Genomic DNA, 14,852 nt, shown 5'->3' on the forward strand with positions numbered 1-14,852 from the left:
GTAACACTACAGCGCCGGTCGTTCGGGTAATTCGTTGTTGTTGTTGTTGTTGGTGGCCCGCTGGCTAGCCCGCCATCAGCGGGTCGCGGATGCCCAGTACATAGGCGGCGAGCAAGGCCAGCACGCCGGTAAACAGCACGTAGTACAGGGTAGGCCAGATGGTCTTGCGCAGGATCGCGCCTTCACGGCCAAGCAGGCCCACGGTTGCCGAGGCCGCCACCACGTTATGGATCGCCACCATGTTGCCGGCCGCGGCGCCCACTGCCTGCACCGCCACGATCAGCGCGCTGGAGATGCCCAGGCTGTTGGCTACACCGAACTGGAACTGGCTGAACATCATGTTGCTGACGGTGTTGGAGCCGGCGATGAATGCGCCCAGGGCGCCCACGCTCGGTGCCAGCAGCGGGTAGATGCCGCCCACGCTGTCGGCCACCCAGCGCGCCATCAGGATCGGCATGCTCGCCAGCTCCGCGGCGTTGACCCCGGAGTTGATCAGGATGCGCACCATCGGCACGGTGAACAGCAGCACGAAGCCGGCGCTGAGCAGGATGCCGGACGACTCCTTGACTGCCAGGCCCAGTTCGCGCGGTTTCATCCCGTGCAGCACATAGGTGGCGAGCACCACGGCAACGAGAATGCCGCCGGGCAGGTACAGCGGCTGGAAGCTGGCGCTGACCCCCGTTTCGCCCAGCAGGTTGGGCAGGCTCACGACCACCGATTGCAGCGCCGCGGCGACCTCTGGAAATACCCGGCTGATCCCCAGCAGCACGCCCACCAGCACATAGGGCAGCCAGGCGCGCAGCGTGCTCATTGGCTTGCAGGTCAGCGCGTCGAGCTTCATCTCCACGGTGCCCAGCCACTCGCTTGGCCAACTGCTGGCCGGGGCGAAATCCCAGGTGGTTTTCGGCACCAGAAAGCCCAGGCGCGCGGCGCTGGTAACAATCGCCAGGCCGATCAGGCCACCGGCCAGCGAGGGAAATTCGGGCCCGAGAAACACGCCGGTCAGCACATAGGGAATGGTGAAGGCGAAGCCGGCGAAGAGTGCGAACGGCAGCACCTCGAAGCCGGCTTTCCAGCTTTTTTCCTGACCGAAGAAGCGCGTCAGCATCAGCACCATGACCAGCGGCATGACGGTGCCGACCGTGGCGTGGACGATCGCCACTTCGCTGGTGATCAACTGCACGAACTGCGCCCAGGACGAACCTTGCTCGATCAGCTGTGCGCCTATGGTCGCCGAGTCGAGGCCGGTGTTGACGCCAACGACGATCGGCGTACCCACCGCGCCGAACGACACCGGCGTGCTTTGCACCAGCATGCCAAGCAGCACTGCGGCCATGGCCGGAAAGCCTATAGCCACCAGCAGTGGTGCGGCGATGGCGGCCGGGGTGCCAAAGCCGGAGGCGCCTTCGATAAAGCAGCCGAACAGCCAGGCAATGATGATCGCTTGAATTCGCCGGTCCGGGCTGATGGTGGCGAAGCCTGCGCGGATGGCGGTGATGCCGCCGGAGTGCTTGAGGGTGTTGAGCAGCAGGATCGCGCCAAAGATGATCCACAGCAGCCCGACGGTAATCACCAGCCCTTGCAGGGTGGAGGCCAAGATCCGGTTGAAGCTCATGTCCCAGACGAACAGGCCTACGGCGGCGGTAACCAGGTAAACCAGCGGCATGGCCTGTTTTGCTGGCCAGCGCAGGCCGACCAGCAGCAGCGCCGCGAGCAGAATGGGGGAGAAAGCCAGAAGGGCGAGCAGGCCAGTGGACATGTCGATTTCCTTTGCGAAACGCGGCGGATTAAGGAGGCCGGGACGACCCTTGCACGAGCACAAGTCGGCGCGGTTCTCGTGGAGCTGAATTATTGTTGTTTAATTGGTAATACCAATTTACAAATATGCCTGCTCAGGGTAGGGGCCGGGCTCAGCTGCTGTCAATCAGACGACCTGCTACTTTGGTCGTAGGGCTTCTGGAGATTGAGCTGAAGCCTTGTTGGATAGCCGATGCGGCGATAGGCTGAGCGCCGTAACTGCCAAGCAGGTGGTAAAACCAATGGAGTGTGAGCGATGGAAATAGGCCAGGTGCGCCAGCGCCGCTTATCAGACGATATCGTTCTGCAGCTGGAGACGATGATCCTCGAAGGCACGCTCAAGGCCGGCGAGCGGTTGCCGGCGGAGCGGATGCTTGCCGAGCAATTCGGCGTATCTCGACCTTCGCTGCGCGAAGCCATTCAGAAATTGGCGGCGAAAGGCCTGCTGGTCAGCCGGCAGGGCGGCGGCAACTATGTCGCCGAGTCACTCGGCTCGACGTTCAGCGATCCGCTGCTGCACCTGCTGGAAAGCAACGCGGATGCGCAGCGCGACCTGCTTGAGTTCCGCCATACCCTGGAAGGTTCCTGTGCGTTCTACGCGGCGCAACGCGCCACCGATCTCGACCGCCAGCGCCTGAGCGAGGCGTTTGCCGCCCTGCAGGATTGCTACGGTCGCAGCGGCAAGGTGACCCGCGCCGAAGAGGGCGCTGCCGACGCGCGCTTCCATCTGGCGATTGCCGAAGCGAGCCACAACGCGGTGCTGCTGCACACCATTCGCGGCCTGTTCGACCTGCTCAAGCGTAACGTGGTGACCAATATCGGCGGCATGTATGCCCAGCGTGACGAAACCCGCGACATGCTGATCGGGCAGCACCGCGCGCTCTATCGGGCGATCGTCGAAGGGCGTGCCGAGGATGCGCGGCAGCTGTCGAACCAGCATATCGATTACGTGCAGGAGGTTCTTGCTGAGGTGCAGCAGCAGGCCCGCCGCGAAGAGCGGGCACAGCGGCGCGGGCTAGCGGTCAAGCCGTAGGGTGCGCCATGCGCACTGCTGTGCGGATATTCAGGTGCGCGCGGCACGCCCTATGGACGAGTTAATCGTCCTTGCCCTTGGTGCGCATGGCGCGCTGCACTTCGCGATCGGCATCACGTTCCTTCTCGGTGTGACGCTTGTCGAAGTCCTTCTTGCCCTTGGCCAGCGCGATTTCGCACTTGATCAGGTGCGCTTTCCAGTAGATCGACATGGCCACGCAGGTGTAACCCTTCTGCTGCACCGAGCCGAACAGCTTGTCCAGCTCGCGCTTGTTCAGCAGCAGCTTGCGTGTGCGGATCGGGTCGGCGATCACGTGGGTGCTGGCGGTTTTCAGCGGGGTGATGTGGCAGCCCATCAACCAAGCTTCGTCGTCCTTAAGCAATACATAGCTGTCGACCAACTGGGCCTTGCCGGCGCGCAGACTCTTCACTTCCCAGCCGGACAGGACCAGGCCCGCCTCGAATCTGGATTCGACGAAGTAGTCGTGCATCGCCTTCTTGTTCTGCGCGATGGTGCCTTGCGGGTGTTTCTTTTGTTTAGCCATAGGGCGCGCATTATAGGGAGTCGTTGGCCTGCTGGCGACAGCCCGATCTTGAGGGTGAGGGGGTAATCCCGGACAATGCGCGATCTTTTTCCCCATCTCGAGCGAATTCATGGCGAGTGACAAGGTTTCCATCCACGGCGCATGGGCCAGTCGCTGGGTATTTATCCTGGCTGCTACGGGGTCCGCGGTCGGGCTCGGCAACATCTGGAAGTTCCCCTACATGACCGGCATGTACGGTGGTGGGGCGTTCGTGATGATGTACCTGGTGTGCATCTTCCTCATCGGCCTGCCGATCATGCTCGCGGAAACCATGATTGGCCGCCGCGGCCGGCAAAGTCCGGTGAATACCCTGAAAACCCTGGCCATCGAATCCGGCGCATCGGCGAAGTGGTCCTGGGCGGCGATGATGGGCATGATCGCGGCCTTGCTGATCCTGTCGTTCTACAGTGTGGTGGCCGGCTGGTCGCTGGATTACATCCTGAGCACGGGCCGCGGCCAGTTTGAGGGCGTGACCGCTCAGGAGGCGGGCGGCGCCTTTGGTGCACTGACGGCCGATCCGTGGCGCCTGACCCTGTGGCATACGCTATTCATGCTGTTGACCGGCTTCGTCATCGCCCGCGGTGTGGTTGCCGGCCTGGAACGCAGCCTGCGGATCATGATGCCGCTGCTGTTCGTTCTGCTGTTGATATTGTTGGGTTACAGCATGACTACCGGGCATTTCATGCAGGGCTTTCATTTTCTTTTCGATTTCCAGCCGGACAAGGTCCTCGATGGCGTGCTCGCCGCCATGGGTCATGCCTTCTTCACCCTGAGCGTGGGTGTCGGCTCGATCATGGTCTACGGCGCCTACATGCCCAAGCGCGCCTCGATCGGCAATACCGTGCTGGCGGTCGGCATTCTCGACACCCTGGTGGCGCTGACCGCCGGCTTGGCGTTATTTCCAATCGTCTTCGCGGCTGGCCTTGAGCCGGGTGCCGGGCCTGGGCTGATGTTCGTCACCTTGCCGGTAGCGTTCGGCAACATCGCTTTCGGCCAGGTGATGGGCACGCTGTTCTTTATCCTGGTGCTGATCGCTGCCTGGACATCTTCGATTTCCATGCTGGAGCCTGCGGTGGCCTATCTGGTCGAGCGCACCAAGCGCAGCCGCGTGCTGGTGACCAGCGTGCTGGCGTTGCTCTGCTGGTTGGTCGGCATGGGCACCGTGCTGTCCTTCAACATCGGTGCCGAGGCCAAATTCTTCGTGTTTGCCGAGGATGGCTTCCATCTGTTCCAGTGGGGTGCCGAAGGCGGGCGCAACTTCTTCGACAGCATTGACTACCTGACCAGCCGCATTCTGCTGCCCCTAGGCGGCCTGGCGTTCCTGATGTTCGCCGGCTGGGTGCTGAAACGCGAGGCGGTGCGCGAGGAGCTGGCGATGAGCAACCCGCTGCTGTTCAGCCTGGTGTACTGGCTGGTGCGAGTGGTGGCGCCCCTGGGTGTGCTGGTGGTGTTTGTTGCCGAGTTGCTGAAATGAGTACTCATATCCAGCGTTCGGCGTTATTGCCGTATCCGGCGCAGGCGCTGTTCGAGCTGGTTAACGATGTGGCGAGCTACCCGGAGTTTCTGCCCTGGTGTTCGGCCAGTGAGGTGCTGGAAGCCAGCGCCACCCATATGCGCGCCAGCCTGGAGGTTGCCAAGGCGGGTTTCAGCCAGCGCTTTGTGACGTCAAACACGCTGGTGCCCGGGCAGTCGATCGAGTTGAACCTGGAAGAAGGGCCGTTTACTCAGCTTCACGGCCAATGGCAGTTCAAACCCTTGACCGACAAGGCCTGCAAAATCAGTCTGGACCTCACCTTCGACTATGCCGGGCCGCTGGTGCGGGCGACGTTGGGGCCATTGTTCAACCAGGCCGCCAATACCTTGGTGGATGCGTTCTGTCAGAGGGCAAAGCATCTGTATGGATAGCAAACCGATAGTCGTCGAAGTGGTATACGCGCTCGCCGACAAGCAGAAGTTGCTGCGGCTCAGCCTGCCTTACGGCACAACCGTGCGCCAGGCCGCCGAGCAGTCCGGCTTGGCCAGCCACTTTCCGGGCCTCGATCTGTCCAGCAGTCCTTTGGGCATTTTCGGCAAGGCGGTGGCCAAGCCGGATGAGCGCGTTCTGGAGGATGGCGAGCGGGTCGAGATTTACCGGCCGCTGATCGCGGATCCAAAAGAAGTTCGTAAGCAGCGTGCTGCCAAAGCGGCCAAAGCCAAGAGCGATGGCGCTGATGTGTAGCGGTTGAGTCGAAGCTTGGCTGGTATGAGCAGAACCCAATAAAAAAGCCCGGGCATGTCCGGGCTTTTTGTTGCAGCGCGCAGCTTACTGCGGCGAGGTTTCCAGCGGTTCTGGAGTCGGTACCGGCACGGTTTCGACGTTGTCCACGTCGCGCTGGATCTGCTCGAGCAATGAACCTGGCGCTGGGGGCTCGTCGTCGGTCTGCTGCTGGTTGGCAGGCTCGGTCACGACGCTGCTGCCCGGCTCGCCGAGAATCGCCTGGTCGCGGCTGACGCCCGGCATGAAGTCGCCCGACAGGCCCACGAGTTGGTCGCCATCGTCAAACATCACGCTGACGCGCTCCTGCAGACGCTGACGGCCACCGGGTTGCATGCTGTACAGGTAATCCCAGCGATTGGCGTGAAAAGTGTCGGTGATCAAAGGGTTGCCCATGATAAAACGCACCTGGCTGCGGGTCATGCCGGGGCGCAACTGGTCTATCATGTCCTGCGTTACGACGTTGCCCTGTTGGATGTCGATTTTGTAAACCCCGGGGAACGAACAACCGGCGAGTGCGAGGAGCCCCGAGAGGGTGAGGCTGGTCAGCATGAGCTTGGTTTTTTGCATCGGAGGGTGACTTCCACTATCTTGGCTGGGCAATTTAATCCCGGATCATACCCGCAATAAAGGGAGCTGCGAAGCCGCTTCCGCGAGAAAACAGACCATGGTTGAAAATAGCGAACTACGCAAAGCTGGCTTGAAGGTAACCCTGCCGCGGGTCAAGATTCTGCAGATGCTCGACTCTGCCGAGCAGCGTCATATGAGCGCGGAAGATGTCTACAAATCACTGATGGAAGCTGGCGAAGACGTCGGTTTGGCAACGGTATATCGCGTCCTGACCCAGTTCGAAGCTGCAGGTCTGGTGGTGCGGCACAACTTCGATGGCGGCCATGCCGTGTTCGAATTGGCCGACGGTGGGCACCATGATCATATGGTGTGCGTTGATAGCGGTCAGGTGATCGAGTTCTTCGATGCTGAGATCGAAAAGCGCCAGAAGGAAATCGTGCAAGAGCATGGTTTCGAACTGGTCGATCACAACCTGGTGCTGTACGTGCGAACCAAGAAATCGATGTAAGCGTGGCAACGCAGACGTAATTGCACCATGCCAAAGGCGACCCTAGGGTCGCCTTTGTGCTGTCTGGTGTTTCGATTGTCGGGCTCAGGCCTGGGCGCTGCTGACCATTTGCCGCGCGTGGGCCAAGGACTCTTCTGTCAGGTCGACACCGCCAAGCATGCGCGCGATTTCCTCGACCCTACGCGCGTTGTCCAGCTTGCTGACGGCGGTGCGGGTGGCATCGCTTTCACGCACCTTGTGCACGAACAGGTGCTGATGACCCTGTGCTGCCACCTGCGGCAGATGGGTCACGGTCAGTACCTGGCCGCGCTCGCCAAGCCGCCGCAGCAGTTGGCCGACGACTTCTGCGGTAGGGCCGCCGATGCCGACATCCACTTCGTCGAACACCAGGGTCGGCACGCGCGATGTCTGTGCGGTGATCACCTGAATCGCCAGGCTGATGCGTGACAGTTCGCCACCCGAGGCGACCTTGGCCAGCGCCTTGAGCGGTTGGCCGGGGTTGGCGCTGACGAGAAACTCCAGCTGCTCCAAGCCGTGCGGGTGCGGTTCGCTGTTGCTGTTGGCGCTCAGCTTTATGCTGAAGCGCCCGCCGGGCATGCCCAGGTTCTGCATTTCCCGCTCGACCGCAGCGGCCAGTTCGGTGGCCGCGTTGTTACGCAGCGTGCTCAGTTCGCCAGCTTTTTCCTGATAGTGCCGCTCATACGCGGCCAGTTCTTCACCGAGGCGCTCGGCGGCCTGGTCGTCGGCATTGAGGCTTTCCAGCTCCTCGAACAGCTGCTGCTGCATGGCGAGCAGCTCGCTAGGCTGAATGCGGTGTTTGCGCGCCAGGGTGTAGATCGCATCCAGGCGTTCTTCCATCTGTTGCAGCCGCTCAGGGTCTGCATCGAAATGGTCGAGAAAGCGATTCAGCTCGCCAACCGCTTCCTCTATCTGAATCTGCGCGCTGGCCAGGAGATTGGTCGCTTCGCTCAAGGCGCCGGGCTGGCCCTGGAAGGCCCCAAGCCGATGCAGGCTGCTGGTCAGCGCCGAGAGCACGTTGCCCGAGTCGTTTTCGCTGCATTGTTCGATCACCAGGCGGCAGGCGCTGAGCAGGCTTTCGGCGTTGGTAAGGTTCTTGTGTTCGTGCTCCAGTTGCTCCAGTTCATCCTCGCCCAGGGCCAGGTTGTCCAGCTCTTCCAGCTGGTAGCTGAGCAACTGATGGCGCGCGCGTTGTTCGTCGCCGATATTGGCAATCCGCTCCAGCTCGGCTTTGGTCTGTTTCCAGCGTTGCGCGGCGAGCTGAACCTGGCGCGCGAGTTCCTGGCTGCCGGCGTATTCGTCAAGCAGGCGGCGGTGGGTATCGGCCTTCAGCAGTGATTGGTGCTCGTGCTGGCTGTGAATGTCGATCAACAGCTCGCCCAGCGCCTTCAGGTCGCCCTGGGGGCAGGGTGCCCCGTTGATATAGCCGCGCGAACGGCCTTCTGCGGTGATGACGCGGCGCAGGATGCACGGACCGTCGTTGTCCAGATCGCGCTCGGCCAGCCAGGCGCGTGCCTCGGGAATATCAGCCAGATCGAAACTGGCGAGGATGTCTGCTTTGTCCGCACCGGGGCGCACCACGCCGCTGTCGGCGCGGTCGCCCAGAGTCAGCCCGAGGGCATCGAGCATGATCGACTTGCCGGCGCCGGTCTCGCCGCTGATTACGCTCATGCCGGCATCCAGCTCGAGGTCGAGGTGTTCGACGATGGCGTAGTTGTGTACGGACAGGTGCACCAGCATGGGGAGGCCTCCCAGTTCTTAAGTCTGGTTATTTATACAGTGTTTATTCATGGGCTGACAATCCTCCGGCGGCCCTTGAAGGGTTGGTTTTTGCCCCCATATAGGCGTCAGGTACGCAAGTTGAGGCTCGCGTCGATTTTTTTGAGGAGAGAAACGCATGGCAGACGAACAGACCCTGGATCCGCAGAATCCCGAAGCACAAGCAGCATCGGGCGATGACCTGGCTGCTCGCGTGGAAACGCTGGAAGAGCAACTGGCTACTGCGCAGGATCAATCGCTGCGCATGGCAGCGGACCTGCAGAATGTGCGCCGCCGCGCCGAGCAGGATGTGGAAAAAGCCCACAAGTTCGCCTTGGAGAAATTCGCCAACGACTTGCTGCCGGTGGTGGACAGCCTGGAGCGCGGCCTTGAACTGTCCAGCCCCGACGACGAGGCGATCAGGGCGGTGCGCGAAGGCATGGAGCTGACCCTGAAGTTGTTCCACGACACCCTCAAGCGTTACCAGCTGGAAGCTATCGACCCCCATGGTGCGCCCTTCAGCGCAGAGCACCATCAGGCGATGGCGATGCAGGAAAGCACCAATGTCGAGCCCAATACCGTGCTCAAGGTGTTTCAGAAAGGCTACCTGCTCAATGGTCGGCTGCTGCGCCCGGCGATGGTGGTGGTCAGCAAGGCCCCGGTCGATGCACCGCCGTCGATCGACGAGCAGGCTTGAAATTTTTCGGGACGCCCCCATTAAGCAGTCAAGCGTTTTAGTGCTACCGCGGCTGACACATCACAGCGGCGGGATTATCAAAGTTTCGGGAGAGTGAAGATGGGTAAAATTATCGGTATCGACCTGGGGACCACCAACTCCTGCGTCTCCATTCTGGAAAACGGCAAAGCCAAGGTTATTGAAAACGCTGAAGGCGCGCGTACCACGCCATCGATCATCGCGTACGCCAACGATGGCGAAATTCTGGTTGGCCAGTCTGCCAAGCGTCAGGCGGTGACCAACCCGCACAACACCCTGTACGCGGTGAAGCGTCTGATCGGTCGCAAGTTCGACGAAGACGTCGTGCAGAAAGACATCAAGATGGTGCCGTACAAGATCGCCAAGGCCGATAACGGCGATGCCTGGGTTGAAGTGAACGGCCAGAAGATGGCGCCGCCGCAGATCTCGGCTGAAATCCTCAAGAAAATGAAGAAGACCGCCGAAGACTACCTTGGCGAGCCTGTGACCGAGGCGGTGATTACCGTTCCGGCCTATTTCAACGACAGCCAGCGCCAAGCCACCAAAGACGCAGGTCGCATCGCGGGTCTGGACGTAAAACGCATCATCAACGAACCGACCGCAGCCGCGCTGGCCTACGGTATGGACAAGGCCAAGGGCGATCACACCGTGATCGTTTACGACCTGGGTGGCGGTACTTTCGACGTCTCCGTGATCGAGATCGCCGAAGTCGATGGTGAGCACCAGTTTGAAGTGTTGGCCACCAACGGCGACACCTTCCTCGGTGGCGAAGACTTCGACATCCGCTTGATCGACTACCTCGTCGACGAGTTCAAGAAAGAAAGCGGCATGAACCTCAAGGGTGACCCGCTGGCCATGCAGCGCCTGAAAGAAGCCGCTGAGAAGGCCAAGATCGAGTTGTCCTCAAGCCAGTCGACCGACGTGAACCTGCCGTATATCACGGCGGATGCCACCGGTCCTAAGCATCTGAACGTGAAAATCTCCCGCGCCAAGCTCGAAGCGCTGGTTGAAGACCTGGTTCAGCGCACTATCGAACCGTGCCGCATCGCGATGAAAGACGCCGGTATCGACGTTGGTTCGATCAACGACGTGATCCTCGTCGGCGGCCAGACCCGTATGCCACTGGTGCAGAAGCTGGTGACCGATTTCTTCGGTAAAGAAGCGCGTAAAGACGTCAACCCGGACGAAGCCGTTGCCATGGGTGCCGCCATTCAGGGCGCCGTGCTGGCCGGTGACGTGAAGGACGTTCTGCTGCTCGACGTCAGCCCGCTGACCCTGGGTATCGAAACCATGGGCGGCGTGATGACTGCGCTGATCGAGAAAAACACCACCATTCCAACCAAGAAGTCCCAGGTGTTCTCCACCGCCGATGACAACCAGAATGCCGTGACCATTCACGTGCTGCAGGGCGAGCGCAAGCAGGCCGCGCAGAACAAGTCGCTGGGCAAGTTCGACCTGGCCGAAATTCCGCCGGCTCCGCGTGGCGTGCCGCAAATCGAAGTGACCTTCGACATCGACGCCAACGGCATCCTGCACGTGGGCGCGAAAGACAAGGCTACTGGCAAGCAGCAGTCGATCGTGATCAAGGCCAACTCCGGTCTGTCCGAGGAAGAAATTCAGCAGATGGTGCGCGATGCCGAGGTCAACGCCGAGGAAGATCGCAAGTTCGAAGAGCTGGCCACCGCGCGTAACCAGGGCGATCAGCTGGTGCACGCCACCCGCAAGATGATCACCGAGGCGGGTGACAAGGCCACCGCGGATGAGAAAGCAGCTATCGAGAAAGCGCTGGGCGAACTGGAAGTGGCGATCAAGGGCGACGACAAGGCTGAAATCGACGCCAAGATGAATGCCCTGTCCGAAACTACCACGCCGCTGGCGCAGAAGATGTACGCCGAGCAACCGCAGCCCGGTGCCGCAGCTCAAGGCGGTGCGGAAGAAGCCAAGGACTCGACTGACGACGTGGTCGACGCCGAGTTCGAAGAAGTCAAAGACAACAAGTAAGCGCAAGCTTATGCCGCTCTGGCCAGGCGTGGCGCGAGTCACGCCTGGTACGATCCGCCGCGCGGGAGCTTGCTCCCGCGTTGGCGTGTCTGGGGTAGACGATTTAAGGGTGTTGAAGACTTATGGCTAAACGAGATTATTACGAGGTTTTGGGTGTCGAGCGTGGCGCCAGTGAGTCGGAGCTGAAAAAGGCCTACCGGCGTCTGGCAATGAAACATCACCCGGACCGCAATCCCGACGATAAAGCCTCGGAAGAGAAATTCAAGGAAGCCAACGAGGCTTACGAAGTGCTGTCCGATGCGAGCAAGCGCGCCGCCTATGATCAGTACGGCCACGCCGGTGTGGATCAGAGCATGGGCGGTGGAGCGGGCGGCCCCGGCTTCGGTGGGGCGAACTTCTCCGATATTTTTGGCGACGTGTTCAGCGACTTCTTTGGCGGAGCCGGCGGTCGTGGTGGCCAGCGTGGCGGCGCGCAGCGCGGCAGCGATCTGCGTTACACCATGGAACTGGATCTGGAAGAGGCGGTGCGTGGCACCACCGTGACGATTCGCGTGCCGACGCTGGTCAACTGCAAGACCTGCGAAGGTTCAGGCGCGAAGAAGGGCACCAGCCCCGTGACCTGCACCACCTGTGGCGGTATCGGCCAGGTGCGCATGCAGCAGGGCTTCTTCTCGGTGCAGCAAACCTGCCCGCGCTGCCATGGCAACGGCAAGATGATTACCGATCCGTGCGGTAGCTGCCACGGTCAGGGGCGTGTCGAAGAGCACAAGACCCTGTCGGTGAAAGTGCCGCCTGGTGTTGATACCGGCGACCGCATTCGGTTGTCCGGCGAAGGCGAAGCGGGGGCCATGGGCGGCCCGGCAGGCGACCTGTACGTCGTGGTGAATGTGCGCGAGCACGCGATTTTCCAGCGCGATGGCAAGCATCTGTACTGCGAAGTGCCAATCAGCTTTGCCGATGCAGCGTTGGGCGGCGAGCTGGAAGTGCCGACGCTGGACGGCCGGGTCAAGCTGAAAATTCCGGAAGGCACCCAGACCGGCAAACTGTTCCGTCTGCGTGGGAAAGGTGTCGCGCCGGTGCGTGGCGGCGGAGCCGGCGACCTTATGTGCCGGGTGGCGGTGGAGACGCCGGTCAATTTAGGCAGGCGTCAGCGCGAATTGCTGGAGGAGTTCCGCAAGTCGCTGGAAGGCGATAGCTCGCACTCGCCGAAAGCCAACGGCTGGTTCGAAGGTGTGAAGCGCTTTTTTGGCGACTTGTAAGTAATCGGCGCGGGGTCTTGCGGGGTTACTTGCAGGGGCTCGCTGCGTGTTTGTGGGGGCTGGTAGATGCAACGTATTGCAGTGATGGGCGCCGCAGGGCGCATGGGCAAGACCCTGATCGAAGCGGTTCACCTTGCCGACGGTGCAAGCCTGAGCGCGGCGGTGGATCGCGCGGACAGCAGTCTGGTGGGTGCGGACGTCGGCGAGTTGGCCGCGCTGGGCAAGATCGGCGTGGCCCTGGCTGGCGACTTGAGTGCGGTGCTTGACCAGTTCGACGTGCTGATCGACTTCACCCATCCATCGGTGACGCTGAAGAATCTGGACGTCTGCCGCAAGGCCGGCAAAGCCATGGTCATCGGCACCACCGGCTTTTCCCCGGAAGAAAAGCAGCTGCTGGCGGATGCTGGAAAGCAGATCCCGATCGTGTTTGCCGCCAACTTCAGCGTTGGCGTGAACCTTTGCCTGAAGCTACTGGACACCGCTGCGCGGGTGCTCGGTGATGACGTGGATATTGAAATCGTCGAGGCGCACCACCGGCACAAGGTCGATGCACCATCGGGTACTGCGCTGCGAATGGGCGAAGTGGTCGCCAATGCTCTTGGGCGTGACCTGCAAAAAGTCGCGGTTTATGGCCGTGAGGGCCAGACCGGTGCCCGTGCTCGCGAGACCATCGGTTTTGCCACCGTGCGCGCTGGCGATGTGGTTGGCGATCATACCGTACTGTTCGCCGCCGACGGCGAGCGTGTGGAAATCACCCATAAGGCGTCCAGCCGCATGACCTTCGCCAAAGGTGCGGTGCGTGCCGCGCTGTGGCTGCGCGAGAGTCGCCCAGGGCTGTACGACATGCAGGATGTGCTGGGCCTCAACTAAGCGTTTTGTCCGAAAAACGACACGCCGTTGGGTCTTAATCGCATCTTGCGGTGGACCAAAAAGGCATTTTTCTGTAAGCTTCCCGCTTTAGTGTGTCCACTAAAGTTGCGCAGAATGAATCAGATAAAAAAGCGGGGTGACGGTCGATACGTCATCCCGCTTTTTTACAATCTGCGTTTGCTTCAAGCGTTGATCTTCGGAGGTTTTCTTGAGTAAGCCAGCCCTTAAACCTGCCATTCTGGCCCTTGCTGATGGCAGCATTTTTCGCGGCGAGGCCATCGGTGCCGATGGCCATACCATTGGAGAGGTGGTTTTCAACACCGCCATGACCGGCTATCAGGAAATCCTTACCGATCCTTCCTATGCCCAGCAGATCGTCACCCTGACCTACCCGCATATCGGCAACACCGGCACGACGCCGGAAGACGCCGAATCCAACCGCGTCTGGGCAGCCGGTTTGATCATCCGCGATCTACCGCTGACTTCCAGCAACTGGCGCAACAAGCAACCGCTGGATGAATACCTGAAAGAAAACGGTACTGTCGCCATTGCTGGTATCGATACCCGCCGCCTGACCCGCATCCTGCGTGAGAAAGGTGCCCAGAACGGCTGCATCCTGGCGGGCGACGACGCCACCGAAGAAAAGGCATTGGAGCTGGCGCGCAGCTTCCCCGGCTTGAAAGGCATGGATCTGGCCAAGGTGGTCAGCTGCACCGAGCGCTATGAATGGCGTTCAAATGTTTGGAACCTGCAGGACGATGCTCATCCGGAAGTTCCGGCCAGCGAACTGCCTTACCACGTTGTGGCGTACGACTACGGCGTTAAGTGGAACATTCTGCGCATGCTGGTCGAGCGCGGTTGCCGGATCACCGTGCTGCCGGCACAGACCCCTGCCAGCGAAGCATTGGCGCTGAATCCCGATGGCGTCTTCCTCGCCAACGGCCCAGGCGACCCTGAGCCTTGCGACTACGCCATCAAGGCCATTCAAGAAGTATTGGAAACCGATGTACCGGTCTTTGGCATCTGCCTCGGCCATCAACTGCTGGCTCTGGCCTCCGGAGCCAAGACGGTGAAAATGGTCAACGGTCACCACGGCGCCAACCACCCAGTGCAGGACCTGAAAACCGGAGTGGTGATGATCACCAGCCAGAACCACGGCTTTGCGGTGGACGAGGCGACCCTACCGAGTAATGTGCGCGCCACTTACAAGTCGCTGTTTGACGGCACCCTGCAAGGCATCGAACGCACCGACAAGGACGCTTTCAGCTTCCAGGGGCACCCGGAAGCCAGTCCAGGCCCGCACGATGTGGCGCCTCTGTTCGATCGTTTTATCGAAACCATGGCCAAGCGCCGTTAATCGAGTCGTCTTGAACACGTAGCGCGCGGCGCCTGCGCAAGGCGCTCGGAACGCAGCGACGAGACAGCACAAGCAGTACGGCGAGGAATGAGCACCGCGTTACCAGGCGGCTCGCCGGCTGAACCAGAG

General features: G+C 61.1%; 14 protein-coding genes. 10 read left to right on the forward strand and 4 right to left on the reverse strand.

The features are described 5' to 3' along the window. Window positions 1-64: 64 nt before the first annotated feature. Window positions 65-1,759, reverse strand: a complete 1,695-nt coding sequence (locus ACX0MV_RS19225; protein ID WP_458984100.1) for an L-lactate permease — start codon at window positions 1,757-1,759, stop codon at window positions 65-67. A gap of 294 nt (window positions 1,760-2,053) precedes the next feature. On the opposite strand from ACX0MV_RS19225, the gene ACX0MV_RS19230 reads away from it, so the two are divergent. Next, window positions 2,054-2,830: an FCD domain-containing protein gene (locus ACX0MV_RS19230; RefSeq protein WP_458984101.1), complete on the forward strand. Its 777-nt coding sequence runs from the start codon at window positions 2,054-2,056 to the stop codon at window positions 2,828-2,830. Between the two features lie 61 nt (window positions 2,831-2,891). Here the strand turns inward: ACX0MV_RS19230 and smpB are convergent, their stop codons facing one another. After that, complete coding sequence (gene smpB / locus ACX0MV_RS19235) at window positions 2,892-3,374, reverse strand: SsrA-binding protein SmpB (RefSeq protein WP_458984102.1); 483 nt, start codon at window positions 3,372-3,374, stop codon at window positions 2,892-2,894. 109 nt (window positions 3,375-3,483) lie between these two features. Here smpB and ACX0MV_RS19240 point away from each other — a divergent pair, with 109 nt between their 5' ends. Genes ACX0MV_RS19240 through ACX0MV_RS19250 form a run of 3 tightly spaced genes read left to right on the forward strand, consistent with a single transcriptional unit; the run spans window position 3,484 to window position 5,631 of the window. After that, window positions 3,484-4,887, forward strand: coding sequence for a sodium-dependent transporter (locus tag ACX0MV_RS19240; protein ID WP_458984103.1), 1,404 nt, complete (start codon window positions 3,484-3,486; stop codon window positions 4,885-4,887). After that, window positions 4,884-5,318: a type II toxin-antitoxin system RatA family toxin gene (locus ACX0MV_RS19245; protein WP_458984104.1), complete on the forward strand. Its 435-nt coding sequence runs from the start codon at window positions 4,884-4,886 to the stop codon at window positions 5,316-5,318. Before ACX0MV_RS19240 ends, ACX0MV_RS19245 begins: the two co-directional genes overlap by 4 nt. Further along, window positions 5,311-5,631, forward strand: a complete 321-nt coding sequence (locus tag ACX0MV_RS19250) for an RnfH family protein (protein WP_458984105.1) — start codon at window positions 5,311-5,313, stop codon at window positions 5,629-5,631. Before ACX0MV_RS19245 ends, ACX0MV_RS19250 begins: the two co-directional genes overlap by 8 nt. Window positions 5,632-5,715: 84 nt before the next feature. Here the strand turns inward: ACX0MV_RS19250 and ACX0MV_RS19255 are convergent, their stop codons facing one another. After that, the gene (locus tag ACX0MV_RS19255) at window positions 5,716-6,237 is read right to left on the reverse strand and encodes an outer membrane protein assembly factor BamE (RefSeq protein ID WP_458984106.1); all 522 of its coding nucleotides are present in this window, start codon (window positions 6,235-6,237) and stop codon (window positions 5,716-5,718) included. A 97-nt stretch (window positions 6,238-6,334) separates the two neighbouring features. On the opposite strand from ACX0MV_RS19255, the gene fur reads away from it, so the two are divergent. Further along, window positions 6,335-6,745, forward strand: coding sequence for a ferric iron uptake transcriptional regulator (gene fur, locus ACX0MV_RS19260; RefSeq protein WP_458984107.1), 411 nt, complete (start codon window positions 6,335-6,337; stop codon window positions 6,743-6,745). Window positions 6,746-6,829: 84 nt separating this feature from the next. Here the strand turns inward: fur and recN are convergent, their stop codons facing one another. After that, window positions 6,830-8,503, reverse strand: a complete 1,674-nt coding sequence (gene recN / locus ACX0MV_RS19265; RefSeq protein ID WP_458984108.1) for a DNA repair protein RecN — start codon at window positions 8,501-8,503, stop codon at window positions 6,830-6,832. A gap of 157 nt (window positions 8,504-8,660) precedes the next feature. Between recN and grpE the strand changes: the two genes are divergently transcribed. The 5 genes from grpE (at window position 8,661) to carA (ending at window position 14,723) form a co-directional block, all read left to right on the forward strand. After that, a complete protein-coding gene (gene grpE / locus ACX0MV_RS19270; RefSeq protein ID WP_458984109.1) occupies window positions 8,661-9,218 on the forward strand; it encodes a nucleotide exchange factor GrpE in 558 nt (185 codons plus the stop codon). 99 nt (window positions 9,219-9,317) lie between these two features. Then, window positions 9,318-11,237 carry a molecular chaperone DnaK gene (dnaK, locus tag ACX0MV_RS19275; RefSeq protein WP_458984110.1) on the forward strand — a complete coding sequence of 640 codons (1,920 nt, stop codon included), beginning with the start codon at window positions 9,318-9,320 and terminating at the stop codon, window positions 11,235-11,237. Window positions 11,238-11,359: 122 nt separating this feature from the next. Beyond that, window positions 11,360-12,496 carry a molecular chaperone DnaJ gene (gene dnaJ / locus ACX0MV_RS19280; protein ID WP_458984111.1) on the forward strand — a complete coding sequence of 379 codons (1,137 nt, stop codon included), beginning with the start codon at window positions 11,360-11,362 and terminating at the stop codon, window positions 12,494-12,496. Between the two features lie 66 nt (window positions 12,497-12,562). Further along, window positions 12,563-13,366: a 4-hydroxy-tetrahydrodipicolinate reductase gene (gene dapB, locus ACX0MV_RS19285; protein WP_458984112.1), complete on the forward strand. Its 804-nt coding sequence runs from the start codon at window positions 12,563-12,565 to the stop codon at window positions 13,364-13,366. 208 nt (window positions 13,367-13,574) lie between these two features. Beyond that, window positions 13,575-14,723 (forward strand): glutamine-hydrolyzing carbamoyl-phosphate synthase small subunit, encoded by a 1,149-nt coding sequence (gene carA, locus ACX0MV_RS19290; protein WP_458984113.1) that lies wholly within the window; start codon window positions 13,575-13,577, stop codon window positions 14,721-14,723. Window positions 14,724-14,852: the final 129 nt, after the last annotated feature.

The sequence above is a fragment of the Pseudomonas cistanchae genome (genome assembly GCF_054483635.1).

Excerpts from the sequence above, each read along its gene's own strand:
- ACX0MV_RS19230 (WP_458984101.1), top strand. The coding sequence starts at position 2,054 with ATGGAAATAGGCCAGGTGCGCCAGCGCCGCTTATCAGACGATATCGTT.
- ACX0MV_RS19225 (WP_458984100.1), bottom strand. The coding sequence starts at position 1,759 with ATGTCCACTGGCCTGCTCGCCCTTCTGGCTTTCTCCCCCATTCTGCTC.
- ACX0MV_RS19240 (WP_458984103.1), top strand. The coding sequence starts at position 3,484 with ATGGCGAGTGACAAGGTTTCCATCCACGGCGCATGGGCCAGTCGCTGG.
- grpE (WP_458984109.1), top strand. The coding sequence starts at position 8,661 with ATGGCAGACGAACAGACCCTGGATCCGCAGAATCCCGAAGCACAAGCA.
- dnaK (WP_458984110.1), top strand. The coding sequence starts at position 9,318 with ATGGGTAAAATTATCGGTATCGACCTGGGGACCACCAACTCCTGCGTC.
- ACX0MV_RS19255 (WP_458984106.1), bottom strand. The coding sequence starts at position 6,237 with ATGCAAAAAACCAAGCTCATGCTGACCAGCCTCACCCTCTCGGGGCTC.
- ACX0MV_RS19250 (WP_458984105.1), top strand. The coding sequence starts at position 5,311 with ATGGATAGCAAACCGATAGTCGTCGAAGTGGTATACGCGCTCGCCGAC.
- fur (WP_458984107.1), top strand. The coding sequence starts at position 6,335 with ATGGTTGAAAATAGCGAACTACGCAAAGCTGGCTTGAAGGTAACCCTG.
- dnaJ (WP_458984111.1), top strand. The coding sequence starts at position 11,360 with ATGGCTAAACGAGATTATTACGAGGTTTTGGGTGTCGAGCGTGGCGCC.
- ACX0MV_RS19245 (WP_458984104.1), top strand. The coding sequence starts at position 4,884 with ATGAGTACTCATATCCAGCGTTCGGCGTTATTGCCGTATCCGGCGCAG.
- dapB (WP_458984112.1), top strand. The coding sequence starts at position 12,563 with ATGCAACGTATTGCAGTGATGGGCGCCGCAGGGCGCATGGGCAAGACC.
- recN (WP_458984108.1), bottom strand. The coding sequence starts at position 8,503 with ATGCTGGTGCACCTGTCCGTACACAACTACGCCATCGTCGAACACCTC.
- smpB (WP_458984102.1), bottom strand. The coding sequence starts at position 3,374 with ATGGCTAAACAAAAGAAACACCCGCAAGGCACCATCGCGCAGAACAAG.